At 40.4% G+C, this 24,064-nt stretch carries 20 protein-coding genes; 10 read left to right on the top strand and 10 right to left on the bottom strand.

Annotated elements, in window-relative coordinates; translation table 11 throughout:
* Positions 1 to 17: 17 nt before the first annotated feature.
* On the top strand, positions 18 to 1,574 hold the full coding sequence (locus tag L0B17_RS12910; protein WP_235085342.1) for a SulP family inorganic anion transporter: 1,557 nt from the start codon (positions 18 to 20) through the stop codon (positions 1,572 to 1,574).
* A gap of 147 nt (positions 1,575 to 1,721) precedes the next feature.
* Here L0B17_RS12910 and L0B17_RS12915 read toward each other — a convergent pair whose 3' ends face one another.
* Positions 1,722 to 2,642, bottom strand: a complete 921-nt coding sequence (locus L0B17_RS12915; protein WP_235085344.1) for a bifunctional methionine sulfoxide reductase B/A protein — start codon at positions 2,640 to 2,642, stop codon at positions 1,722 to 1,724.
* A 163-nt stretch (positions 2,643 to 2,805) separates the two neighbouring features.
* Here L0B17_RS12915 and L0B17_RS12920 point away from each other — a divergent pair, with 163 nt between their 5' ends.
* Together L0B17_RS12920 and ylqF are read left to right on the top strand one after the other, a co-directional pair.
* On the top strand, positions 2,806 to 3,645 hold the full coding sequence (locus L0B17_RS12920) for an isopenicillin N synthase family dioxygenase (RefSeq protein ID WP_235085346.1): 840 nt from the start codon (positions 2,806 to 2,808) through the stop codon (positions 3,643 to 3,645).
* A gap of 105 nt (positions 3,646 to 3,750) precedes the next feature.
* Positions 3,751 to 4,692: a ribosome biogenesis GTPase YlqF gene (gene ylqF / locus L0B17_RS12925; protein WP_235085347.1), complete on the top strand. Its 942-nt coding sequence runs from the start codon at positions 3,751 to 3,753 to the stop codon at positions 4,690 to 4,692.
* A gap of 116 nt (positions 4,693 to 4,808) precedes the next feature.
* Here the strand turns inward: ylqF and L0B17_RS12930 are convergent, their stop codons facing one another.
* Together L0B17_RS12930 and L0B17_RS12935 are read right to left on the bottom strand one after the other, a co-directional pair.
* The gene (locus L0B17_RS12930) at positions 4,809 to 5,297 is read right to left on the bottom strand and encodes a low molecular weight protein-tyrosine-phosphatase (RefSeq protein WP_235089807.1); all 489 of its coding nucleotides are present in this window, start codon (positions 5,295 to 5,297) and stop codon (positions 4,809 to 4,811) included.
* Positions 5,298 to 5,340: 43 nt separating this feature from the next.
* The gene (locus L0B17_RS12935; RefSeq protein ID WP_235085349.1) at positions 5,341 to 6,279 is read right to left on the bottom strand and encodes a DNA ligase; all 939 of its coding nucleotides are present in this window, start codon (positions 6,277 to 6,279) and stop codon (positions 5,341 to 5,343) included.
* Between the two features lie 127 nt (positions 6,280 to 6,406).
* On the opposite strand from L0B17_RS12935, the gene L0B17_RS12940 reads away from it, so the two are divergent.
* Positions 6,407 to 6,778, top strand: a complete 372-nt coding sequence (locus tag L0B17_RS12940; RefSeq protein WP_235085351.1) for a diacylglycerol kinase — start codon at positions 6,407 to 6,409, stop codon at positions 6,776 to 6,778.
* 65 nt (positions 6,779 to 6,843) lie between these two features.
* Here L0B17_RS12940 and L0B17_RS12945 read toward each other — a convergent pair whose 3' ends face one another.
* Positions 6,844 to 7,704, bottom strand: a complete 861-nt coding sequence (locus tag L0B17_RS12945; RefSeq protein WP_235085353.1) for a LysR family transcriptional regulator — start codon at positions 7,702 to 7,704, stop codon at positions 6,844 to 6,846.
* Between the two features lie 106 nt (positions 7,705 to 7,810).
* Between L0B17_RS12945 and L0B17_RS12950 the strand changes: the two genes are divergently transcribed.
* From L0B17_RS12950 to L0B17_RS12960, 3 genes are all read left to right on the top strand, one after another.
* Positions 7,811 to 8,248: a DUF413 domain-containing protein gene (locus tag L0B17_RS12950; RefSeq protein ID WP_235085355.1), complete on the top strand. Its 438-nt coding sequence runs from the start codon at positions 7,811 to 7,813 to the stop codon at positions 8,246 to 8,248.
* Between the two features lie 436 nt (positions 8,249 to 8,684).
* Positions 8,685 to 9,605, top strand: coding sequence for a hypothetical protein (locus L0B17_RS12955; RefSeq protein WP_235085356.1), 921 nt, complete (start codon positions 8,685 to 8,687; stop codon positions 9,603 to 9,605).
* 102 nt (positions 9,606 to 9,707) lie between these two features.
* Positions 9,708 to 10,733 carry a GGDEF domain-containing protein gene (locus L0B17_RS12960; RefSeq protein ID WP_235085358.1) on the top strand — a complete coding sequence of 342 codons (1,026 nt, stop codon included), beginning with the start codon at positions 9,708 to 9,710 and terminating at the stop codon, positions 10,731 to 10,733.
* Between the two features lie 11 nt (positions 10,734 to 10,744).
* On the opposite strand, the gene L0B17_RS12965 is transcribed toward L0B17_RS12960, so the two are convergent.
* The 3 genes from L0B17_RS12965 to pdsO form a co-directional block, all read right to left on the bottom strand.
* Positions 10,745 to 11,275 carry a class GN sortase gene (locus tag L0B17_RS12965; RefSeq protein WP_235085360.1) on the bottom strand — a complete coding sequence of 177 codons (531 nt, stop codon included), beginning with the start codon at positions 11,273 to 11,275 and terminating at the stop codon, positions 10,745 to 10,747.
* Positions 11,276 to 11,375: 100 nt separating this feature from the next.
* Positions 11,376 to 13,517, bottom strand: coding sequence for a marine proteobacterial sortase target protein (locus L0B17_RS12970; RefSeq protein ID WP_235085362.1), 2,142 nt, complete (start codon positions 13,515 to 13,517; stop codon positions 11,376 to 11,378).
* A 67-nt stretch (positions 13,518 to 13,584) separates the two neighbouring features.
* Positions 13,585 to 14,325, bottom strand: a complete 741-nt coding sequence (gene pdsO / locus L0B17_RS12975) for a sortase-associated OmpA-like protein PdsO (RefSeq protein WP_235085363.1) — start codon at positions 14,323 to 14,325, stop codon at positions 13,585 to 13,587.
* Positions 14,326 to 14,546: 221 nt separating this feature from the next.
* On the opposite strand from pdsO, the gene pdsR reads away from it, so the two are divergent.
* From pdsR to L0B17_RS12990, 3 genes are all read left to right on the top strand, one after another.
* Positions 14,547 to 15,236: a proteobacterial dedicated sortase system response regulator gene (gene pdsR / locus L0B17_RS12980; protein ID WP_235085365.1), complete on the top strand. Its 690-nt coding sequence runs from the start codon at positions 14,547 to 14,549 to the stop codon at positions 15,234 to 15,236.
* A gap of 15 nt (positions 15,237 to 15,251) precedes the next feature.
* Entirely contained in the window at positions 15,252 to 17,480 is a 2,229-nt protein-coding gene (gene pdsS / locus L0B17_RS12985; protein ID WP_235085367.1) for a proteobacterial dedicated sortase system histidine kinase, read from the top strand.
* Between the two features lie 102 nt (positions 17,481 to 17,582).
* Positions 17,583 to 18,773, top strand: a complete 1,191-nt coding sequence (locus L0B17_RS12990; RefSeq protein WP_443019893.1) for a cystathionine beta-lyase — start codon at positions 17,583 to 17,585, stop codon at positions 18,771 to 18,773.
* An 85-nt stretch (positions 18,774 to 18,858) separates the two neighbouring features.
* Here the strand turns inward: L0B17_RS12990 and L0B17_RS12995 are convergent, their stop codons facing one another.
* The 3 genes from L0B17_RS12995 to topA all read right to left on the bottom strand — a co-directional run bounded on the left by L0B17_RS12995 (position 18,859) and on the right by topA (position 23,785).
* The gene (locus L0B17_RS12995) at positions 18,859 to 19,338 is read right to left on the bottom strand and encodes a CreA family protein (protein ID WP_443019894.1); all 480 of its coding nucleotides are present in this window, start codon (positions 19,336 to 19,338) and stop codon (positions 18,859 to 18,861) included.
* Entirely contained in the window at positions 19,338 to 20,735 is a 1,398-nt protein-coding gene (gene yegD, locus L0B17_RS13000) for a molecular chaperone (protein WP_235085369.1), read from the bottom strand. The genes L0B17_RS12995 and yegD overlap by 1 nt, the downstream gene beginning before the upstream one ends.
* A 404-nt stretch (positions 20,736 to 21,139) precedes the next feature.
* Positions 21,140 to 23,785 carry a type I DNA topoisomerase gene (gene topA / locus L0B17_RS13005; RefSeq protein WP_235085371.1) on the bottom strand — a complete coding sequence of 882 codons (2,646 nt, stop codon included), beginning with the start codon at positions 23,783 to 23,785 and terminating at the stop codon, positions 21,140 to 21,142.
* Between the last annotated feature and the right edge of the window lie 279 nt (positions 23,786 to 24,064).

Genomic DNA, 24,064 nt, shown 5'->3' on the forward strand with positions numbered 1-24,064 from the left:
TACTTAATAGAGGCTAAATGTTCGATATCATTCGTCATAAGACTGCCAGTAGTAAAGCAGATATTCTCTCAGGCTTAACCGTTGCACTTGCGCTTATCCCTGAAGCGGTCGCATTTGCGTTTGTTGCACATGTTGAGCCAATGGTCGGGCTATATGCGGCATTCATTATGGGCTTAATAACCGCTGTCATTGGTGGGCGTCCAGGTATGATCTCCGGTGCAACCGGTGCAATGGCCGTTGTAATGGTGTCATTAGTGGTTGAGCACGGGGTACAATATTTATTTGCAGCGGTGGTACTTGCCGGCATAATCCAAATTTTGGCAGGTGCTTTTAAACTCGGAAAATTTATTCGTATCGTGCCATACCCTGTCATGATAGGGTTTGTAAATGGTTTGGCTATTGTTATCTTTCTCGCTCAGCTTGGACAATTTAAAGTTAAAGACGCTGCGGGTAATATGGTGTGGTTAGCGCAAGAGCCCATGATGATCATGATTGGTTTAATTTTACTCACCATGGCTATTATTCATTTTCTCCCCAAAATCACCACTGCCATTCCATCTTCATTAGTAGCCATCCTTACTGTTACCGGATTAGTGGTTGGTTTAGAAATGGATACTCGCAACGTATTGGACTTTTTAAAAACCATGAGTGGCAATGATGCTGTAACGATTGCAGGCTCACTACCCAGTTTCTCTATACCTAGCGTACCGTTTAATTTTGAAACCTTGTATATCATTTTACCGTACGCATGTATTTTAGCCGCGGTAGGGTTAATTGAATCGCTGCTAACATTAACGGTTATCGATGAAATGACCAATACCCGCGGTAAAGGTAATAAAGAATGTGTCGGACAAGGCGTTGGTAATATCACTAGTGGCTTCTTTGGCGCTATGGGTGGTTGTGCCATGATTGGCCAGTCTATGATTAACATTAACTCTGGTGGCCGTGGACGTTTATCTGGCATTACGGCTGCACTCGCCCTGCTAGCATTTATTCTATTTGGTTCTGCATTTATCGAAATTATTCCACTGGCAGCATTAGTCGGTGTGATGTTTATTGTAGTGCTCGGAACCTTTGAATGGGCAAGCTTTAAGGTAATGAACAAAGTGCCTAAGCATGATGCATTTGTCATCGTGCTGGTGACAACCGTGACGGTATTTACTGATTTAGCATTTGCGGTATTTGTCGGTGTTATTGTGTCGGCTTTGGTATTTGCTTGGGAACATGCCAAACATATCAATGTTGAGATAAGTGAAGATGAAAATGGCTGGAAAGTTTATCGTTTAAATGGGCCACTATTTTTTGGCTCTGTCGCTAATTTTCTTGAATTATTTGACGCGCAAAATGATACACAAGATGTCATTGTTGACTTTAAAAACTCACGAGTTGCGGACCACTCGGCATTAGGAGCGATTGATACCTTAGCAGAACGTTATGTTAATGCTGGTAAACGCTTGCATTTAAGACATTTAAGCCAAGATTGTATTACTTTATTGCATAAAGCTGGTGACTTAGTTGAAGTCAATTTAATTGAAGATCCACATTATAAAGTGGCTGATGACAAATTAGATTAGTAGATTCAAACTAGCACATTTTGTGAACTAACCACAAAAAGACTGATAAAAAAGAGGGCGGCAGTAATTAATACTGTCGCCCTTTTTCTATAAAATAATTAATCAAGCCAATCTTCAACTAACTGACTTAAATTATCTGATAGTGTCTTACTTTAATTTGTCCGCAAACAGTGACTTAAATTTATCAAATTTAGGTTTTACCACCAGTTGACAATAAGGTTGTTCACCATGTTTAGCAAAATAATCATTGTGATAGTTTTCTGCTGGGTAAAATACATCAAAGGCTACCACTTCCGTCACAATAGGATCCGGCCAAATTTTAGCTTGCTGTAAAGCATCAATTATCTTATTAGCGCTGTCTACTTGAGCGGCTGTATGAGCAAAAATAACAGAGCGATACTGCGGCCCCTTATCATTGCCCTGTTGATTTAATGTCGTAGGGTTATGGCTTTTAAACAATATTTCTAATAGTTCTTCAAAACTGATGATAGTCGGGTTAAAACTAATATGTACCACTTCTGCATGGCCAGTTCTACCAGAACAAACCGCATCATAGTTTGCATGTTTATCCTCTCCACCAGCATAACCAGACTGCACACTATCAACCCCCTTCAGCGCCGAAAATATTGCTTCGACACACCAAAAACAACCTGCGCCAAAAGTGGCTTGCTCTAAGGTTGCTGTTGAAGCTTTAGCCGTTTCGTCTGCTAAACTTGAGCTTGCCTTAAACACCATGGAAACAGAGTTAACACAATGACGAATATTTTTATCGGTTAATCGCTCGCCTTCAAAAACGTGGCCTAAGTGCCCGCCACACTGATGACAGGTTATCTCGACTCTTTGCCCGTCTGCATCAATTGTGCGATCAACTGCACCTGCAATTTCATCGTCAAAAGCTGGCCAACCACAATGAGCGTTAAACTTATGCTCACTTTTATATAATGGCGCTAAACATTTTTTACAGCAATATAGACCTGCTGCATCATGATTAACGTATTCGCCGGAAAATGGTCTTTCGGTGCCCTTTTGCTCAATGACAAACTTTTCAATTTCGGTTAATAGTTGCATTCATTATCTCCACTTTAATCATTGACCCAACCAAGTTACCTCATTCTACGTTACTTAATCGTAAATCGTTCAATATAAAAGACCGTGAACGACCGCAAAAAATTGCAGCATTCTATGACAAGCGTTACCATTACCGCGGGTCAAAAACTAATAAGAAACTAATATGAAACTAGAAACGATTGATTACCGTGCACCTGACAGTGCCGAGCGATTTGTAAAATCATTGCATGAAACTGGATTTGGGGTGCTATCCAATCATCCTATCAAGCAAGCTTTGGTCGAAACAATATATCAAGAATGGTACGCATTTTTTAATAGCGAAGAAAAACAAGCGTATTTATTTAAGCCTGAAACTCAAGATGGCTTTTTCCCTGCTTCAATATCTGAAACAGCAAAAGGACACAACGTAAAAGATATCAAAGAATATTTTCACGTCTATCCTTGGGGGCGCATCCCCGATACATTGCGTGATAATATTTTGGAATATTACCAACAAGCTAACCATTTTGCTTCGGAGTTGCTTGGGTGGATAGAGCAACACTCGCCTGCAGATGTTGCTGAAAAGTATTCGATACAATTATCTGAAATGATCAGTAACAGCCAAAAAACCCTGTTACGCATTCTGCATTATCCGCCAATGCAAGGCGATGAAGAGTTAGGTGCTATTCGCGCCGCAGCGCATGAAGATATCAACCTTATCACTATTTTACCGGCTGCGAATGAACCTGGTTTACAGGTCAAAAATAAACAAGGTGAATGGGTGGATGTACCCAGCGATTTTGGCAGTATCATCATCAATATTGGCGATATGTTACAAGAAGCGTCAGGGGGATATTTCCCATCAACATCACACAGAGTGATAAACCCACAAGGCGCGGACAAAACTAAGTCACGCATTTCTCTGCCCTTGTTTCTTCATCCAAATCCTGAAGTAGTGTTGTCTGAGCGACATACTGCTGACAGTTATTTAATGGAAAGGTTACGTGAATTAGGCGTAATTTAAACCATTAAGCACCCACAGAGCGCCTTAAGGCGCTTTTTTTATGCTTTTCATTTGGGTTCAAGGTACAATATTGGCATTGTTACTCAGTAGTAAAAAGGCAGCATCATGGCAATTCAGTGGTATCCAGGACACATGCACAAAGCACGCAAAGAGATTGAAGAGGTTATGCCTCAAGTCGATTTGGTGATTGAAGTGCTAGATGCCCGCATTCCGTATAGTAGTGAAAACCCCATGGTGACTCAGTTACGTGGCGGTAAGCCCTGTATTAAACTGCTGAACAAATCAGATTTAGCCGACCCAAAAGTAACCGAGCAATGGATTGAATACCTAGAACGGGAACAAGGTGTAAAGGCCTCAGCCATTACGACGCTACAACCCGCAATGGTCAGAATGATCCCCGATTTATGCCGCAAGTTAGTCCCACATCGCGATATTATTGAAAAAGATATTCGTACCATGATTATGGGTATTCCTAACGTGGGTAAATCCACTATTATTAATACATTAGCAGGACGAGTTATCGCCAAAACAGGTAATGAACCTGCGGTGACGAAAAAGCAGCAACGAATTAACTTACGTAACGGTATTGTATTATCTGATACACCAGGCATTTTATGGCCAAAAGTTGACAATGAAGCAAGCAGTTATCGATTAGCTGTAACCGGCGCAATTAAAGATACCGCAATGGAATATGAAGATGTGGCCATGTTTGCTGCTGAATACTTACTCAAAGCCTATCCAGAGCTTATTTGTGAACGCTATAAAATTGATCATTTACCTAATTCTGACTTTGAATTATTGGAAGAAATTGGTCGTAAACGCGGGGCATTACGTCCTGGTGGGCGTATTGACTTACATAAAGCATCAGAGCTACTGCTGCATGAGTTCCGCTCAGGAAAAATTGGCTTGTTGAGCTTAGAAACCCCAGCGATGATCGAAATAGAGAAAGTTGAAGTTGAACGAATTATCGCTCAAAAAGAAGCTGATCGATTGAAAAAACTAGAACTTAGTAAGCTTAAACAATCTGGTAAACGTCATCAGGGCTAATACTTTCCATTTCCTTATTTGTAAATTAAACGTGTTAAAACGCTAATGAATATAAAAAGCATGAATTTTTATGCTTTTTATATTCCAAGTAAAATCCAAGCCTATTCTAGACTGTCTCACCTATTACTTTGCAATAGCTTAGCCAAAGCGGTCAAACTATTTTCAAGTAAATCAATCACCAGGTCAAAGCCATTGCCACCGCCATAATAGGGATCAGGCACATCTTTGATATTTTTAAGGTCTTTGACATTTGTGTCTCCATAAGCAAGCATCATTGATAGTTTATGTCGATATTGCTTTGGACACCGCGCCACAAGATCTTTCATATTGGCGGCATCGGCTGCAAGAATAAGGTCAAAATCAACAAAGTCTTGTTCAATAACCTGCCTGGCACGAATACCACTAAAATCTATCCCACGAGCCTCACCCGCTTTAACACTGCGAGGATCAGGTAAGTCACCTTGGTGATAGGCTATTGTACCTGCTGAATCTACTTTTATATCAAGCTGATACTGTTGGGCTTTTTGTCTAAAAATAGCCTCTGCAGTGGGAGAGCGACAAATATTCCCCATACAAACAAATAATATCGACTTTACTTCTGTCATCACAATTAGGTTACCTTTCTAACACCGATCAAATCTAGAGAACTTACGGTTCCTTAGGTTCATCATCTCTTATCCGCCAAAAGCTTGCAAACCTTGGCACCCCATTTTTAGTAAAACCAATATGATGATAACTTATCAATGTGCCTATTGAAGGTGGGTTTTGACGTTGAAGATCGGTAAACCCTGTACCAATATCAAACACGATCCCATTTGGCATTTTCACCGTTAATGCGCCCATCACGCCAGTATATTTACCTTTGCCTTCTGTGTGTCCGATGACGATAGCGTCAGCATCACTTTTAAGTTTTAATTTTAATATATTATCTGTACGACCTGTCACATAAGTCGCTTGTTTTCGATGTAACATCAGGCCTTCAGCCCCCTGGCCAACAACATGCTTTAATCGTTGATACAACTCAAGCTCTGAATAAATAGTGACCTGATCTATTGCTTCTAAATATTCTGACTTAGCAGCAATGATTTGTAATTGTTGATACCGCTGCTCAAAAGTTAAGTCTGATAAGGGTAAATCAAATAACATCAACTTTACTTTACTCCAAGCGGTATCATTCGCTTCTGCTTGTCTCACCAGACCTGATACCACCTCAAATTGCCCGCGGCCTATCCATAACTCGCCTTCAAATACAGTATTAGGAAAATCCTCAATAAACCAAGCTGGCGAATGTATCAGTTTCCCGCTTTTTGTTAATAGTTGTTGTCCATTCCAATAAGCTCTGACACCATCTAACTTTTCACTAACAAGATAATTCTCAATGGTCACAGTGCCCGTTAGTGACTTAGCTAATTGTATTTGCGGTTTAGAGTTTTCCTGTTCAGCATGAGCATAGCTGGCGAAAAAATGTAGCAGTAATACGCTAATAATAACGACATAAAAACCAGGGGAATAGCCGTTTATTGAAGCACGTTTTAGATTAACTCGCAGTATATTGGTAGGCATTATATCAGTCAGAAATGTGTTCATTAGCAGTCCTTTGCTTTACCAAACTGACTACAAAAGTTAATCGATATTGAATACTCGATTAACAAATATATAGAAGAATGGCATAATCCGTAAAGAGTTTAGTGTAGTACATAAAATGAAGGCTTGAATGAAACCTAAAAATAATCATGGATTTAAACGCGTTATTAGAGCGACAGGCTTTTCTATACAGGGATTTAAAGCGGCATTTAGAGATGAAGCGGCATTTAGGCAAGAACTCGTATTAGCCGCTATTATGCTCCCCATCGCATTACTCATAGATGTCAGCATATTAGAACGCTTAATGTTAATATTAGGTGTTTTTTTAGTGCTAATTGTAGAGTTACTCAACTCAGCAATTGAAGCTGTAGTTGACCGTTTTGGTGGTGAAATACATCCCTTAAGCGGTCAAGCCAAAGATATAGCTTCAGCCGCCGTTTTTCTTAGTTTGCTATTTTGTGGGATATGCTGGGTCGTTATTATTGGCCCATTAATTTGGTAATTTTTCCAGTCAAAAAGGCAGAAACATGAGTTACATTGAGTTTGCGTTGCTTATTTCTGCCTTGGTTAAATTAGATCTATAGACACTTTATCTTGCAGCAGCATAAGGGCCTTTTCAATTTGTTCTCGCCGTTCATTTCCCGTCCAAAAAGCACCATATACAGTGCGATCAATAGTAGCAGCTTGCTCAACAACAAAGACTTGCTGGGATGCTAAATACGGTTTAATAAATGAGTGTGGTAAAAAAGCACTGCCACCATTCTTGTGTAAAAAATCTAATGCCATTCTTGCCGAACTGGTATGTAAGGTCGGCACTGGCAACATGGTAAATGTCTGTGCATGGGCAATATTAAATGCTGTTCCCCAATCCACTTTAATATAATTTATTGTCCCTATATTGCTTAATGACATCCCCGCTTGGTGGCACACTAAGCACAAACTCACATCCATTAATTTCACCGTGTCTACATCTTCCAATTTTGGCGTGTCAAAACTAATGGCAATATCAATACTTCGTTCAATCAATTGTCGAGTCATAACTTGGGGGGTAATCACTTCTGTACGAAGTAACACTCCAGGTAATCCTTGATGTAAAGACTGAAAAAAGTGTTGTAAATAAGTATCCCAAATATTATGCCCTGTGCCCAAAGTGAGCTGTAACAAGTTCTCTTGATGCAAACTAACATCTTGCTTTGCTTTTTCCCAAGCCGTTAACACCGCTTCAGCATGGCCGAGCATTCTTTCCCCTGCTGGGGTTGGGTGAATATTATTACGAACACGATCGAATAACTCTACCCCGAGTAACGATTCTAACTGCTTAACCCTAAAACTGACTGCACTGCGGGTTAAAAAAAGATTTTCAGCCGCCTTACCAAAATGTCGTGTCTTTGAAACCTCAAGAAAGGTCTTTAATAAATCCGTGTCCATAAAAATTCTTCACCGAAATGGATAAAATATTTTGATTTAAAAAAATTTCAAGCTGGCCAATACTCCAATTGAAATTTTTATTCACTTAATCTTATAGGTAAATGCCATGTCACAGCAATCATATACACATGTAGCTGCCAGTATTGACACTATAGCCAATGGCACAGCTAGCTTTGTGAGCAACAAGCGTTTTTACGACGATGTTAATTTCCCAAAGGGGTTTAAACGTTGTGGAGACTTTACCAACAAGGAAGCTGAATTGCTTGAACAACATGGTCAAGCGCTGAAGAATTTATTTGAAGGCACACAACTGCCTTGTTCGCCAGATGAAGACCAATTTGTAAAAGTAACCCAAGGACTACTTCCACCGACGACTGCAATGGAATTACTATGGTCAAAATACACTCGGTTAGCCAAAGGTAAGCCGTTTTATGCCGTAGTTGGCACTATTCATAACCCTGGTCCATCAGCAAAAGTCGAAATAGAGATTGACTTCGATGACATCAGTGATGATGAAGAAGAAGCCTCAAGTACAGAAGACTAGATAACGCCTAAGGGCTAAACACTCAAGTTTTGTAAATAAAGGGGCTTTCAGCTCCTTTATTTTTTGTTCGAGCTGTCAATTGTTGAATATAAGTGAGTCGCAAGCCCCATAGGACCGCTAATAGCTCGCCTTATAGTAAATAGAAACAACATAAAACAGGCCTTAATTCACATCTATCATCCTCCATACTGAAAAATTTTGATTTTAAGCAGCTTTAATGAAACAAAGTTTTTACATTTCATTACACAATGCTACAATTATTATCGTGTTCTAGTGACAGTATTTTTGTCGCACACATTCAGTCCTGTTACTCGTGAATCTTTAATTGTTATTTTTCTTCTGTCGTCGTTTATTTAGAAGAAGCACTACGAGTAAACAATGTATATTGCCATCAATGAGCAATAACTATAAAAAGAAAAATCCGGAGTTTTTATTTATGTTCAAAACTTTGATGTCATGTGCCTTGCTATTTATAGCAACCTCAGCATTTGCCGACGAGAATAATGTCACCACCTCAGAATCTGTTTATGTTTTTCCAGATTCATTCTCCTTAAATATTGGTGGATTATATGCAAACTCTGACTCGTACATGGTCGTCACTAATCCTCGTACTGGTGGTACTTTTCCATTAGATTTTGAAGATGATCTAAACCTTAAAGAAAAACAATTTTTACCTTTTATAGAATTAGCCTACTCATTTAACCAAAGACACAATATTTATATAGATTTGAAGTCTTTACACCGCACAGCTGTGTCCCCTCAAATTGCGAAAGACTTTCAATTTACATTACCAGATTCAGATATTACCTATGATGTTGAAGCAGGCATCAGCTTAAAATCAACCTTAGATATTGATATTTTACGTTTAGGTTACGGTTATGATATTTGGCAAGGAGAGAACTACACAATAGGCGCATCTGTCGGTGTGCACACTATGTTCGTCAAAACGGCTTTTGAAGGTGAAATAGGGATTTGTGTACCAAACACTCAACTTGAACAGTATTGTGGCGAAAAAATCACCTCCCCTAGAGTTGTCGACAAGAGCTTAACGGCTCCATTGCCCAACTTTGGTGTTTATGGCCACTATGAGTTTATCTCTGGTTGGGTTTTTAAGGCTTACGCACAATATTTTTCACTTGAATATAATGATGCTGAAGGCTCTTTAGTTGATGTTCGGGCAGTAGTAGAAGCGGAATTAAACGAAAACTGGTCGTTAATCGCAGGCTTTAATTACTATGAAGTCGACATAGACTACGAGCAAACATTAACCGCTTTAGACCAAGAATTTTATATTGCTAACTATAATGTTAATTATAGCTTTACTGGACCGATGATTTCTGTGCAGTACACCTTTTAAATCAAATTATTAAATATCACTCGGTACTGGTTTTTTAAGTTACACTCTGCTGTATTACTGTTATATTTTTTTATCACTACAATAGAGAATTAAAGGATTAGAATGTCAACCACGCTTTTACAGCTTTCTGCAGCTAACTTAAAAAAAGCTGTACCTTTAATGCTTAAGTATCAAATACCTACAACGCCGACTAATTATGCGCTCTGGTATGCCTATGTAGGCGAGAAAAACCCACAGTTAAATGTAGAACTTGATAATGCCATCAAGCAAAATCAAACCTGCTCTCCTGTCACCAGTGAATTATTATTTCGTAAACACGTCGCAGATCCTGTTGAACTTGATGTGCGTGATATGCGTAAAAACCTCGATGCCATGGTATGTGATTTATCTCAATCTTTAAAAGACACCAATTCAGATACCGAATCATTTCAAGCACAGATTAATAAAGACTTTACCCGTTTAGCCGATCTTGAAAACCAAGGTTTTTCATTAGAACAAGTTATCGGTGTCGTGCGTAACATAGTTAAAGAGTCTGAAAATATTCGCACCAGTACGATCTGTTTTACCCAGCAATTACAAAAAGCTCAATCTGAAATTGATACGCTTAAAACGCGCTTGGCTGAGTCGGAAAAAGATGTTCTATATGATTCATTAACTAATGTACTTAATCGTCGTGCTTTTGATGAAGATATCAATGCTCAAATTGAATTAGCCCCAGAAGGCTGTTGTTTGATTTTAATTGATATTGATCATTTCAAAAAGTTTAACGACTCTTTTGGCCACCAACTTGGTGATCTTGTTTTAAAAACAGTGGCAAAACGTGTACAAGAAGCATGTCGTGACGGCATTAAGCTTTATCGCTTTGGTGGTGAAGAATTTGCTATTATTGTGCCCAAAAGCCAGCTAAGAGTTGCTCGCCATCTTGCAGAAGCAAATCGACGTGCAATAGAGAAACTCAGTGTAAAAGATAGACGCAGTGAAAAAATGATTGATTCGATCACCGCATCTTTTGGTGTGTCTGAATGGAAACCCAAGCAAGATGTCGGTCAACTAATAGAAGCCACTGACAAATTGCTTTATGAAGCTAAGCGACTGGGTCGTAATCGTGTTATGCCAATATCTAACTAGTTATTGGTCCATTAAATCAAGTTTGATGGACTTATTGATATAGCCTTTGCTTCAACAATGTAACGAAGGTCTGCATCACCTCCCAATTTATCAAATGGGTAGCAGGTTATTAAGGTTAATCGACTGTCATCTGTCATGGCCATTTCATCAACTTGGGTTTCATGTACGACTCGTAAATCAGTCACTATATAACGAGTGTACTGACCCTGGGCATTTTGCAACTCGATAGTATCACCCAATGTTAAGTACTTCAGTTTCAGAAAGTGGCTATCTCGATGTCCTGCAATAATAGTATTCCCTTGCTCACCTACATTCGCCCCACCTAAATATAAACCAGGGCCAAATGCCAATGTTCTGCCCGAGATCCCCGCCAAGACATAAATATCTTGTTTGCTTAGTTTTTTCCGTTGATCAATAAAACGAATTTTTGCCACCGGATGAGTATCAGCCCAAGACCAAGGTTTATGCGGTTTGTTATCAATCAAGGTTTGTACAAATGCACGCTCAATCAAATACTGAGCAAAATGGGCTTTAGTTTGCATGTAACCTCCTTTTATAATCATTGCTGACGCCATAAGTAACAAAGTACAAAAAATTATCCATGGCAAGTTAATTGATCTTATAAATCTAGCTAACATAATGTTACTCCGCACTTTTTAGAATAAGCCTTTGTGCAGGTAATAAACCTTTTAGCCACAGACCGTAGAGTAAGGTCAACGCTAATAAACTCATTCCTACCAGCAACCATAAACGACTCGCCGTTGCTGTCTGTGGCAGCACACCTTGTTGGCTCGCATTAGTTTGCCATCCAGCAGGTAATAACGTCGCTAATTGATGCTCAGGCTTATTAGATTGATGCGGATTCACCGGAGTAACATCTACCGCCAGTAGACTGGTTTGGTTACTGACTAAATGGTACTGCATAGCTAACGCTTCGACTTGCCTTGCAACTTTTTGACGATTCGCATGACTTTGACTTAGCTCCAACGCGGTTATTTGCGTATTAGCCCACAGTAAATCAATTCCCATTGCTGCTCGGCCCAAGTTAAAATCCAGCTGTTGTTGCCAATATTGACCATTTATATGGCCCGAAATAATCACTGGCTGCAGTTGATGTTCGGGTATTTTAAAGCTGACTGTCACCGGATTTTTTTGATAAACATCATCAATTTGTGCAGGCCAATAATCTGGTACGCTACCATCAAGAAAATATAATTCAACATCGGTTAATATCGGCTGACTTATTTTGGTCAATAGCTGGGATATTTTTTGCTCAACCTCCGCTGATTTACCGATATAAGTGAAGGTACCTCGTCCGACGCTAGCTGCACGTGTCATAAAGTGTGAGTTAGGTGCTGAACCAATCCCGACCGTAAATAGCCTTGAATCTTCTAGTTGGTGGCTAATTTGTTCAAATAACTTCGCCTCATTTGATACCGCACCATCTGTCATAAAGATAACTTGTCTTAGGCTACCTTCTTTGCGGCTAGCATTAGTACTGCTAGTCAATGCCCTGTCCAATGCGGGTGCCATTTCAGTACCACCATCCGCATTTAAAGAACTAATGAATCGCTTTGCCTCTTGTAAATACAGACTATTCGCTGGTTTTGCTTCATTGAACAATGCACTGACATTAGAATTAAATTCAATAATATTAAAGCTGTCTGTAGGTTTAAGTCCTGTTAAGGCAATACTTAACGCCTGCTTAGCTTGAATGATGGACTCTCCAGCCATTGAGCCTGATGTATCAATAACCAGAATTAATTCTCGATTAATTTGCTGCAAAGTCCTAGGGGCTAAACTTGGCGGAAACACCATAGCCATCGCATATACATCTTTTGGTTGATCAATCGTTAAGCCATTATCTGGTTTTTTGGGATAAGTTTTACCTGTTTGAAAAAAAACTGTGGCAGCCACTTCATCACCGACATTGGTTTGCCACTGTAAAACAAAATCACGATCTAACGGCACTTTCCCTTGCAGGCTTATATTCGTTTTTCGCCCATTTTGATCTTGTTGTATATCGTGATAAGGACTGCTTAATTGGGTAATATCAAAACCACCGTCTATGTCGATATTTATCGATACCTTATGGCTTGGTGATGTATTTTTTCCCTCGGAATGACTCTGCACACCTGAGAAATCAACTGTGGGGGATATTAGCTGTTTTGCTTCAGAGAATTCACTGCGTTGAAAATCAGGTCTATAGCGCGGCGCGACCACTAGCGGAAAACGTAAGCTGAACAAACCATCTTGATAGCTAATTGTTTGCAGATAAGTAATTTCAACGCTGACTTGCTGTAATGGACCAATATTAGCCAGTTGAGTGGTAAACACATTCGAGCGTTGCTGACTGACTAAACTCGCTTGCTTGCCTTGTTTTTTAGCTTGTTCAAATTGCTGTTTAGCCTGTTGCTTAGGTTTGATCATGCCTTCAATTACACGGTCGCCAATCAGCAAGTTCATTCCATCAACCGCAGCATTGTCAGGTAATGGGAACACATATTTTGCATCAACCCAGCTGTCTTCAACATTATTAAAAATCTGTTTTACCGTCACTCTATTCACTAACCCTGACACCGTCATTTCAACCTGGGTATCTAGGGCAAACATCTGTTTATACTGATTATTAATATGATAACTGATCAAACCTTGGGTGATTTCGTCAGCTTCAGCTGTCGTATTTGGGTTCGAATATGCATTTTGTGATGCCATGCTCGAATAGGAAAAACTTAAACAACATGCGCTGATTAGGCACAACCAAAAGGGTAATTTGACGAACATAACATCTCCTTTGCGGCATGTTATTCATGCCGCTAACTAAATCCATAACGTGGAACAAACGGTTAAATTAATTGGCAGCTAATTGCGCACTTTCAGGAATAAGCGTGAGTGTTACACGACGGTCAAAAAAATCATTTTCAAAATTTTGGGTTTGATGCACAGGTGCGCTGGCACCATAGGCTTGACCTTGTAAACGTGACTTATCAATCCCTTGGGCGACAATATAATGGGTCACTTCAAGTAAACGCTGTTCCGATAACGCTTGGTTATAATCATCATTACCACGACGGTCGGCAAACCCCATTAGATCAACATTAAGTTCAGGCATCGATGCCATCATGTAAGCCACATTATCTAACTGTTGCTTAAACAAAGGTTCAATTTGGCTGGAACCTGTCTTAAATTGCACATTCATGCCAATACTTAATTCTGTTAAGGTTTGTTGTTGATGTGCTTGAACACGCGCTAATTCTGATTTCATTTGTACTAAGGATTGCTGCTGTTGATCCATTTGTGCAATTTTTTGGCTCGTCTCATTAATTTCATATTGCTGCTGCGATAATAAAGACTGTTGTGTTTTAATCTCAGAGTTATCCCCTACAGACTTACCAATTAATGAGCCGGTTAATCCACCAATAAAAGCACCAATAGGCCCGCCTACTACGGCCCCTAATATTATCCCGGAACTTAAGCCAACAAGTTCTTCAGTATTTTCACGTTCAGGTACTACATTAATTTGAGCTGCGTAGCTTATATTGGTAAACAGTACTGATGAGATAACGGCGATAGCGACCAGTTGCTTTTTCATAATGACATTCCTGTTTTTAATATTGATAAATGAGTTGTTCGATATGAGCCCTCGACTCGATGAAACTATTAAACAACACAGAAATGGCTATTTATGGGTTTAAAAATGGCAATCTTATGCTCAATTGTGGCAACAAAATGGCAATTGATTTTGAACCCTTTAACCCGCTATAAATTACTGTATAGTCACAACAATAAACAGATTATGGAATTTGCTGATTAATGAAACGCATCGCGATTGTTGAAGATGAAGCCGCTATTCGCGACAACTATAAAGAAGTACTTCAGCAGCAAGGTTACAGTGTACAAGCCTACCCTAACCGCCCAACGGCGATGTTAGCCTTTAATGCTCGCCTACCCGATCTAGCCATCATTGATATCGGCCTTGAAGGGGAAATTGATGGTGGTTTTACCTTGTGCCAATCTTTACGAGCCATGTCGAGTAGCTTGCCGATTATCTTTCTCACCGCACGAAGTGGCGATTTTGATACCGTTTGTGGTTTAAGGCTAGGAGCTGATGACTATCTCACCAAAGATGTCAGTTTCCCGCATTTATTGGCGCGTATTGCGGCATTATTCCGTCGCTCCGAATTGATTGGTTCAAGCCCGATTGAAGATAATCTAATGATACGCAATCATTTACAAATTGACGGTAACCGTATTCAGGTAACTTGGAAGCTCCAGCCGATTGAATTAACCGTTACCGAGTTTTGGATGGTACACGCTATGGCTAAACATCCAGGACATGTCCGTAGCCGACAGGATTTAATGCAAGAAGCAAAAATTTATGTGGATGACAGCACGATTACTTCCCATGTAAAGCGGATACGAAAGAAGTTTTTAGCCATCGACAATGAATTTGATTGTATCGATACCGTGTATGGCATGGGTTATCGTTGGGATAGTGTATAAAGGAAACGGTTATACATGTATTTGCCATTAGGCCTTAGGGCAAAAGTTATTATTCTGTCACTTTTTTTACTCTGCCTACCTTGGCTTGGGTATGAATATGTATGGGAAATGGAAAAGTACTTACGCCACGGGCAAGAAAAAACCCTAGAAGGTACCACTCAAGCGTTGGCAACTGCACTACATGAACGTCCTAAACTGTTTGACAATCAAGCCAGTTTTTTAACTCAAGTGCAAAAGGGCCGAGACTTATACGCTTACCCGCTATCGGGGCCAATTCAACTTGACGGAAAATTAGAAGACTGGCAATTATACCGCCACCGAAAACTGCATTATGGTAAAGAACACATTGTTTATCAACAAAATGCGCAGCAAGACATCAACCTTAACTTTACCCATATGGTGGGGAAATACGGGGGTTATTTATATGGCTTTTTTGAGGTCAATGATGCAAATGTCATCTACCGCAGTAAGAATAGTTTACGGGTTGATAGAAATGATCACTTAGTCATGGCAACTCTTGCCCCTAACAATTTATTTATGCGCTATGTGATTGCTAACACTAAAGATGGCTGGCTAAGCGCTTATCAGTTGCCTCAAGATCCAACACAATCAATGCCCGTCATTCCGGAAAATCGTATTCAAGGTCAGTGGCAAAAAACAGCCAATGGCTACAATATTGAATTTCGAATTCCACTAGAGATGATTGGCAGTAAGCTCGGATTCGCTATTCATAATGTGGATGACAATGAAGTGCGCAATTTAACCTATATTGTAGGTACTTCAGCCACCACCTCAGTTGCAGAGTTAGGTACCGTTCTGGTGCCTTCGCCTGAAATTGAAAGTATAGTTAAAGGTATGGGCCACAATAGTTCACGCATTTGGGTCGTCGATAATCATGGCAGAGTATTAGCTCGCTCGGGTGATATTCGAACATCAAGTAATACCTGGGACATTGATTTAGTCGATCCCAAAACTGAAAGCGCTTGGGCGCACTTCCATAAACAATACTTATTACCCTTATATTATAAAATTCTCACTAGACCACCGCAGGATTTCATTGATTCATTACAGGACTCAACTGAATTAAGTGGTAGCCATATTGAAAATGCCCTCGCAGGTAAACAAGCTTCAACTTGGCGATTAACCCCCGATAGTAAAGCCGTGGTATTAGCTGCTGCAAGCCCTATTTGGATTGATGACAAAGTGATGGGCGTTGTCATTGCCGAAGAAACAACTCACGGTATCCGTAGTTTGCGCAATCGAGCACTGGAAAAGCTATTTAACGTTATTCTCACTATTATGAGCATGGGCACATTAGCGTTATTCATTTTTGCATCGAGCATTTCTAGCCGAATTCGCCGCTTACGTGACCAAGCAGAATTAGCCATTGACAGCCAGGGACGGGTAAAACATCAAATAACCCCATCTAGAAACCGCGATGAAATTGGCGATCTATCACGCAGCTTTGCCAATATTGTCGGTAGGTTAAGTCAGTATACTCACTACTTGGAAAACATGTCATCGCGGCTATCGCATGAACTACGTACCCCTGTCGCTGTGGTGCGCAGTTCTTTAGAACACCTCAGTAATCAAAGTTTAGATCAAACAAGTAAGAAATATGTCAATAGAGCGCAGGACGGGGTAAATCGGTTACATTTGATTTTAAATAACTTAACCGAAGCAACCAACCTAGAAGCCAGTTTATTGCATGCTGAACGCACCATCTTCCCATTAAAAAAGGTTATCGGCGGCTGTATGCAAGGTTATCAAATGACCTATCCAGAACAGCGCTTTGACGTATTGATTGAAGATAAACTGATGATGTGTAATGGCGTGCCTGAATATATTGCTCAATTAATGGACAAGCTTATTAGTAATGCGATTGAGTTTAGCCATCCCGATACTGCTATTAGTGTCAGGCTAAATCAACACCACAAGCAGGCGATTTTAAAAGTCACCAATATCGGCCCCAAATTACCTGAAGACATGAGCGAGCAGATTTTTGAATCTATGGTTTCAATCAGGCCACAAATGCCAACAAACAAGCCCCACCTTGGTTTAGGCTTGTATATCGCAAGATTAGTGACCGATTTTCACCATGGCACGATTAAAGCGAGTAATGTGAGTGGTAATGTTAGCCGTGTGTTAGAAAGTCAGACTGACAAAACGATTCCTCAATCAGATGAGCTTAATCAAAGCGGCGTTGAATTCCGTTTAATCTTACCCCTAGTGGAAACGGTATAAGCTTTCTGGCAAATGTAGTGGATATTATCTCTCTTTAGCCTCTTTCATTTAGCCGTATAGATGTTAGGATGGCTAAATAGGTTTTTAGTGGATAAATAAATAATGAAAAAACACGGTAAACAAGCAACCCAAATAGTCAGTTTAGGTCGGGACAAAAAATACACTAAAGGCATTATTAACCCGCCGGTATTTAGAGCATCGACAGTCGTGTTTGATACGATGGACGACATGCGTTTTGCCATTAAAAATAAAACTAATGGCGAATTATTCTACGGTCGTCGTGGTACGCCAACACACTTCGCCTTTCAAGAAGCTATTGCAGAGCTTGAAGGCGGCTTTGGCACTGCGCTATATCCATCGGGTGCTGGGGCTATTAGTGCCGCACTATTATCATTTCTAAAAAGTGGTGACCATTTGTTGATGGTCGACACTGCCTATGAACCGACACGCGATTTATGCGACAAAATGCTCGCAGGATTTGGCATAGAAACCAGTTACTATGATCCTATGATAGGTGAAGGCATACGTGAACTAATTCGTCCAAATACTAAGGTGCTATTCCTGGAGTCACCAGGGTCTATCACCATGGAAGTACAAGATGTTCCAACACTCAGTCGCATAGCTCATGAACATAATATCCTTGTGATGCTGGATAACACTTGGGCTTCACCGATTAATTCTCGCCCGTTTGAAATGGGCGTTGATATCTCTATTCAAGCCGCGACTAAATACATTGTGGGTCATTCTGATGTGATGATGGGTACAGCAACAGCAAACGAGGTTCACTGGCCACAATTACGTGAAAACAGCTACTTAATGGGACAGACAACCTCACCCGACGATGTCTTTTTAGCAGCCAGAGGCTTACGCACATTGGGCGTTCGCATGGCGCAGCACCACAAAAATGGTCTTGAAGTGGCTAATTGGTTAGCAAAACGCCCTGAAGTTGACCATGTCAGACATCCTACATTTGAAACATGCCCAGGTCATGAATTCTTTAAACGTGACTTCACCAGTGCTAATGGGTTATTTTCATTCGTACTAAAAGATGGCGATCTCAGAAGCATTACCGCTTTTGTTGAAAACATGCAGCATTTTAAAATGGGCTTTTCTTGGGGAGGCTTTGAGAGTTTAATTTTAGGTGTTTTCGGTATCGATAAAATAAGATCTGCAACTCAATGGGATAGCAGTAAACCGCTTATTCGCTTGCATATTGGTCTTGAAGACACTGAAGATTTAATCGCCGATCTTGAACGCGCTTTTGAGCGATATAATCAAGCGATTGCTAAGTAACTTCAGCTCAAAATAATCAACAACTATCAAATAGGCCGCACCAATATTGGTGCGGCCTATTTTGTTATGCTATCTAAATATAACCTTAATTTTTACTGTCGATTTTCAATGAATCCCATGCTTGAGTACCATAAAGCGGTACCGTTGATAAAGCATGCTTATGGCTGCCGTTGGTCTCTTTAGTTGAATAAGATAAATACAATAAGGTTTGATTTTCTCTGTCCAAAATCCGTCTAACTTTTAAGCTTTTAAATAAAATGCTTAACGACTCTTTAAAGACCACTTCACCACTTTTACTGGTATCTATGTCAGCTAAATCATTTGCTGAAATAGGTCCAGTTTGACGGCAACTAATGCTCATATCAGAAGGATCAGCAAAGTCTAAATCAGCTTTAATACGGCTAATATGACAAGTCACACCTGGTATTTTAGGGTCATGCTTTGCGTCAATAATCACATCTTTGGTAGTAAATAGCCCTAAGCTTACTTTACCGACATCGTCACTGCAGCTCATCATTAATCCGCTCAGTGCGACTAAAGCAACTAATTTCACCTTAATATTCATTAAATTTCCTTAAAATATTGTTGTGCCATACGCGTTAACCCTGCGGTTACAGAACCAAAGTGATCACCCACCACCACGTGTGCTTGAGGATACACTTTGGCAATTTGTTTGTATATTGCAGGGCTTCTAGCGGTACCGCCAGTGATATAGACAATATCAGGGTTATCTAACACATTACCCTGACTATCAAGGCTACTCATAGCCTGACGCATTAATTGACTAACTTTATCCAGTGACGGCGCAATGGCTTGTTCAAACTGCTCGACACTGACCTCGATAGTTAAGCCATTCTCCACAAATGACAGCGCGGCTATATTAACAGTGGAATCAGTTAACGCCACTTTAGCAAGCTCAGCTTGACGCACCACTTGAAAGCTCATTTGATTTTTTTGAATGGTTAATAAACGCTGCAGTAATTCAGGCTGTTCGGCGCCATTAATCAAGGTTTCGATTAATTTCTTGCTGGACAAATGATAAAAATCTCGTTGGGCGCTAATATCATTAACGGCAACAGCATTCCAAAACAAATTCGAAGGGATAGGCTTGCCATCTAACATAGTACTGCCACTGCCAAAACTTGGCATAAAGCCTTGCATTGCAAGGGCTATATCAAGGTCATTACCGCCTATACGTTGCCCGCTGTGACCCAAACAGTCTTGATCTCGTTGTTGGTTATTCATTAACTCAGGGCCCATTTTTACTAATGAGCAATCTGTGGTACCACCACCGACATCGACAACTAATACATTGGCTGACTTGTTAAGCGTTGATTCAAAATCCATTCCTGCGGCAAGTGGTTCAAATAAAAATCCTACCGAGCTAAAGCCTGCTCTCATAGCCGCTAAAGTTAAAATGGCTTCTGCTTGTTGATTGCTTTGTTCACCACCAATACCTTGAAAGTTAACGGGACGGCCAATCATCGCATGGGTAGCCGTACTTAGGCCTTTAGCCGTGAGCTGTTGATCTACACGTTGTTTAACGTGTTGCATCATCAAGGTGACGATATCCTCAAATAAAGCCACTTGTTCAGCTCTAAGCCCTGTCGCGCCCAAAAAAGACTTTGGCGAACGCACATAAAAACCTTCCTCAGGCATTTCAAGATAAGCATCAATCGCGGCTTGACCAACAAATACAGCGGGTTCATCAACCAATAAATCGAGTTCATGACGAATTATTTTCGCCCGCATTAATTGGGAGCTACGTAAATGAGAAAATTCAGCTTTTAAGGCTTCAGGTAAACCGTTATAAACGGCCTCAGCAATCAACTCACGGTCCATGGCATAGAGCGTCGAGGGCATATAACTCGAATTTTCACTAAGGGGGATTAACTCTATTTGCTCATTAATCCAAGCCCCAACTGAACAATTGGCACTGCCATAATCGAAACCCACTATCATGAATAAACTCGCTTAAAAAAATCAAACGAACAAATTACCACACTCAAGCCGTAAATGGATAATTTTTAGCATGAAGATGAGTTGAGTGATGGATTTTAAAACATTAGCGGGATCTAGATTTAACTTGGAATTAAAACTGACATAAGTCGATAACATGACATCAACCTAACCTCTACTTAGGTTAAAAAATCAATAAATCACCATGAGACCACTTAAATCTAAGTATTAACTTGTTAACGTTGAATCGAATGTTAACACCCGCTCACCAAGTGCAAGTTAACGAGGTTAATATACACAATCTATCAAACCAGACTCACCTAAGAGTCAAGTATGGCTACAGGTTATTCCCTTAACAAAAACGCCATCAAAATGATGGCGTTTTTAAATTAAGCATTAAGCAAAAACTACTTTTTAGTTTTTTTCTTAGGCGACTTTGTCGACTCAGTTACCCACTTGCCACCAATAAACTTAGATGACCAACCTGTGGCTTTACCGTCTACGTCGGTAGCAACATATTGCTCTTTCGTTTTACGGCTAAATCTAACAGAAGCTTTGTTGCCATCATCATCTTCAACGGGTGCATCGGCCAAAAAGGCATACTTGTCCCATAATAGATCTCGATATTGAACCAACTCTTCAACTAGCGGCGCACGGGTTTCACGGGATTTAGGGAACGTGCTTGCGGCTAAGAATATGCCAGCAGCCCCATCACGTAATACAAAATGCGCATCCGACTTAGTACACTTAAGATCCGGTAAGAAAATAGGATCTTCTTTTGGTGGTGCCGCTTCACCGCTTCTTAACAGTTTACGGGTGTTTTTACATTCAGTATTGGTACAACCAAAGTATTTACCAAAACGGCCATTTTTCAGTTCCATATCATGACTGCAACGATCACACTCAATCAAAGGTCCTTCATAGCCTTTTATTTTAAACTGACCTTTTTCAATCTCGTATCCATCACAGCTTGGGTTATTACCACAAACATGCAGTTTACGTGACTCGTCAATTAAATAGCTGTCCATTGCGGTACCGCATTTACCACAACGGTGCTTGGCACGAAGCGCATCGGTTTCAGCATCTTCATTATCACTAATGGCTTCATCACCAGGAGTTAAGTTAACCGTAGTTTTGCATCGCTCTTTAGGTGGTAATGCATAACCACTACACCCTAAAAACACCCCTGTTGAGCCGGTACGAATACCCATTTTTCGTTGACATGTTGGACACTCAATATCGGTCAGCACTGGGTCGTTTAAACGCATGCCACCTTCAGTTGGGTCCATTTCTGCCATTAACAGTTGCTTGGTAAAATCACCATAGAAGCCATCGAGTACTTTTTTCCAATCTAACTTACCCTGAGCAACATCATCAAGAGTTTGTTCCATACTGGCGGTAAAGTCATAGCTCATTAAATCTTTAAAGCTTTCAACTAAACGCTCACTGACAATTTCGCCCATTTTTTCAGCAAAGAAACGGCGATTATCTACTCGTACATAACCACGGTCTTGAATAGTTGAAATAATAGTCGCATAAGTTGAAGGTCGACCAATACCACGCTTCTCCAACTCTTTTACTAATGATGCCTCACCGTAACGAGCCGGTGGTTTAGTAAAATGTTGTTTGGGTAAAAGTTGATCAAGCGTTAGTACATCACCCACTTCTACTACAGGTAATGTACTAGTGTCTTCGTTTTTCTTGCTCATTGGCGGTTGTACACGTGTCCAACCGTCAAAGCGCAATGTACGACCACTGGCTTTTAATTCATAATCGCCGGCAACCACAGTTAACCGTGTGGCATCATATTGAGCCGGTGTCATTTGACACGCCACAAATTGACGCCAAATTAGTTCATAAAGACGTTGAGCGTCACGCTCCATATCCGTCATTGACGCCGATTGCACATCCACATTTGAAGGACGAATAGCTTCATGCGCCTCTTGGGCACCTTCTTTGCTACCATAACGAATAGGATCTGCAGGTAAATACTTGGCACCAAATTCTTTGCCAATCATCTCACGCACATTTTCTACCGCTTCTTGGCTCAGGTTGGTTGAGTCAGTACGCATATAAGTAATATGCCTGGCTTCATACAACCGCTGCGCCATCATCATGGTTTTTTTAACGCCATAACCCAAACGTGTACTTGCCGCTTGTTGCAGTGTAGAGGTGATATAAGGTGCAGAAGGCTTGCTTGATGTCGCTTTATCTTCGCGGTTAGCAACCTTGTAAGTCGCCCCTTTTAACGCATCAACCGCAACTTTTGCCTGAGCTTCATTAATGGGTTCAAATGCCGCTGATTGATATTTCAACACCTGCATTTTCAACTGTTCAGCTTTACTGGTGTTCAAGTCCGCGTGAATGTCCCAAAACTCTTCAGGAACAAACGCTTTAATTTCACTTTCTCGCTCAACCACTAATCTAACAGCAACAGATTGCACTCGACCAGCGGATAAACCCCGTGCGACTTTTTTCCACAACAGTGGCGACACCATAAAACCTACAACACGGTCGAGGAAACGACGCGCTTGTTGGGCATTCACCATATTGGTGTCTAATGTAGATGGCTTACTAAAAGCATCTTGAATTGCTGATTGAGTGATTTCATTAAACACCACTCGTTGATACCGTGAAGCATCACCACCGATAATTTCCTGTAAATGCCAGGCGATAGCTTCCCCTTCACGGTCCAAATCGGTTGCGAGATAGATTTGGTCAGCGGACTCTGCGAGTGCTTTTAATTCTTTCACTACCTTTTCTTTACCAGGTAGTATTGCATATTTCGCTGCCCAGCCTTTTTCAGGGTTAATCCCCATGCGGCCAACAAGCGCTTGTTTATCTCTAGCCTGCTTATATATAGCTTTGGCTTCTGGTGACATCTTACGGACTTCTGCAGCAGTTTTTGCTGGAGGAGTGCCATCAGACGTGGATGAAGTCGGTAAATCACGGATGTGACCTACGCTCGACTTCACGATGAAATCTTTACCAAGATACTTATTAATTGTCTTGGCTTTAGCCGGCGATTCGACAATAACTAACGATTTACCCATAGTTTGATTTGCGCCAAATAGTCTCAGAAAATAACAAAATTGATTCCATATATAGAGTGTTGCGGCAAGACTTTCAAGTAAATCTGGTTTTTATCTGCATTAATGAGCAATTTTCCAGCCAAAAATAAAAAAAATGAAAAATAATATGCGATTTTTAAAACTAATTTCTCAAAAAAACACTTTTGAGAGCAACTTGAGTGCATTTTTAGTCAAAAAAGCCCAATTGAACAAAAACCAAACAGCTTGTTAACCCTCTTAGCTTGCGTATACTTGCGGTAA

This window comes from Shewanella sp. OMA3-2 (genome assembly GCF_021513195.1).
Taxonomy (GTDB): domain Bacteria; phylum Pseudomonadota; class Gammaproteobacteria; order Enterobacterales; family Shewanellaceae; genus Shewanella.

Bases quoted from the DNA above. Each gene is read 5' to 3' on its own strand.
- L0B17_RS12910 (WP_235085342.1), top strand. From the start codon at position 18: ATGTTCGATATCATTCGTCATAAGACTGCCAGTAGTAAAGCAGATATT.
- L0B17_RS12915 (WP_235085344.1), bottom strand. From the start codon at position 2,642: ATGCAACTATTAACCGAAATTGAAAAGTTTGTCATTGAGCAAAAGGGC.
- L0B17_RS12920 (WP_235085346.1), top strand. From the start codon at position 2,806: ATGAAACTAGAAACGATTGATTACCGTGCACCTGACAGTGCCGAGCGA.
- ylqF (WP_235085347.1), top strand. From the start codon at position 3,751: ATGGCAATTCAGTGGTATCCAGGACACATGCACAAAGCACGCAAAGAG.
- L0B17_RS12930 (WP_235089807.1), bottom strand. From the start codon at position 5,297: ATGACAGAAGTAAAGTCGATATTATTTGTTTGTATGGGGAATATTTGT.
- L0B17_RS12935 (WP_235085349.1), bottom strand. From the start codon at position 6,279: ATGAACACATTTCTGACTGATATAATGCCTACCAATATACTGCGAGTT.
- L0B17_RS12940 (WP_235085351.1), top strand. From the start codon at position 6,407: ATGAAACCTAAAAATAATCATGGATTTAAACGCGTTATTAGAGCGACA.
- L0B17_RS12945 (WP_235085353.1), bottom strand. From the start codon at position 7,704: ATGGACACGGATTTATTAAAGACCTTTCTTGAGGTTTCAAAGACACGA.
- L0B17_RS12950 (WP_235085355.1), top strand. From the start codon at position 7,811: ATGTCACAGCAATCATATACACATGTAGCTGCCAGTATTGACACTATA.
- L0B17_RS12955 (WP_235085356.1), top strand. From the start codon at position 8,685: ATGTTCAAAACTTTGATGTCATGTGCCTTGCTATTTATAGCAACCTCA.
- L0B17_RS12960 (WP_235085358.1), top strand. From the start codon at position 9,708: ATGTCAACCACGCTTTTACAGCTTTCTGCAGCTAACTTAAAAAAAGCT.
- L0B17_RS12965 (WP_235085360.1), bottom strand. From the start codon at position 11,275: ATGCAAACTAAAGCCCATTTTGCTCAGTATTTGATTGAGCGTGCATTT.
- L0B17_RS12970 (WP_235085362.1), bottom strand. From the start codon at position 13,517: ATGTTCGTCAAATTACCCTTTTGGTTGTGCCTAATCAGCGCATGTTGT.
- pdsO (WP_235085363.1), bottom strand. From the start codon at position 14,325: ATGAAAAAGCAACTGGTCGCTATCGCCGTTATCTCATCAGTACTGTTT.
- pdsR (WP_235085365.1), top strand. From the start codon at position 14,547: ATGAAACGCATCGCGATTGTTGAAGATGAAGCCGCTATTCGCGACAAC.
- pdsS (WP_235085367.1), top strand. From the start codon at position 15,252: ATGTATTTGCCATTAGGCCTTAGGGCAAAAGTTATTATTCTGTCACTT.
- L0B17_RS12990 (WP_443019893.1), top strand. From the start codon at position 17,583: ATGAAAAAACACGGTAAACAAGCAACCCAAATAGTCAGTTTAGGTCGG.
- L0B17_RS12995 (WP_443019894.1), bottom strand. From the start codon at position 19,338: ATGAATATTAAGGTGAAATTAGTTGCTTTAGTCGCACTGAGCGGATTA.
- yegD (WP_235085369.1), bottom strand. From the start codon at position 20,735: ATGATAGTGGGTTTCGATTATGGCAGTGCCAATTGTTCAGTTGGGGCT.
- topA (WP_235085371.1), bottom strand. From the start codon at position 23,785: ATGGGTAAATCGTTAGTTATTGTCGAATCGCCGGCTAAAGCCAAGACA.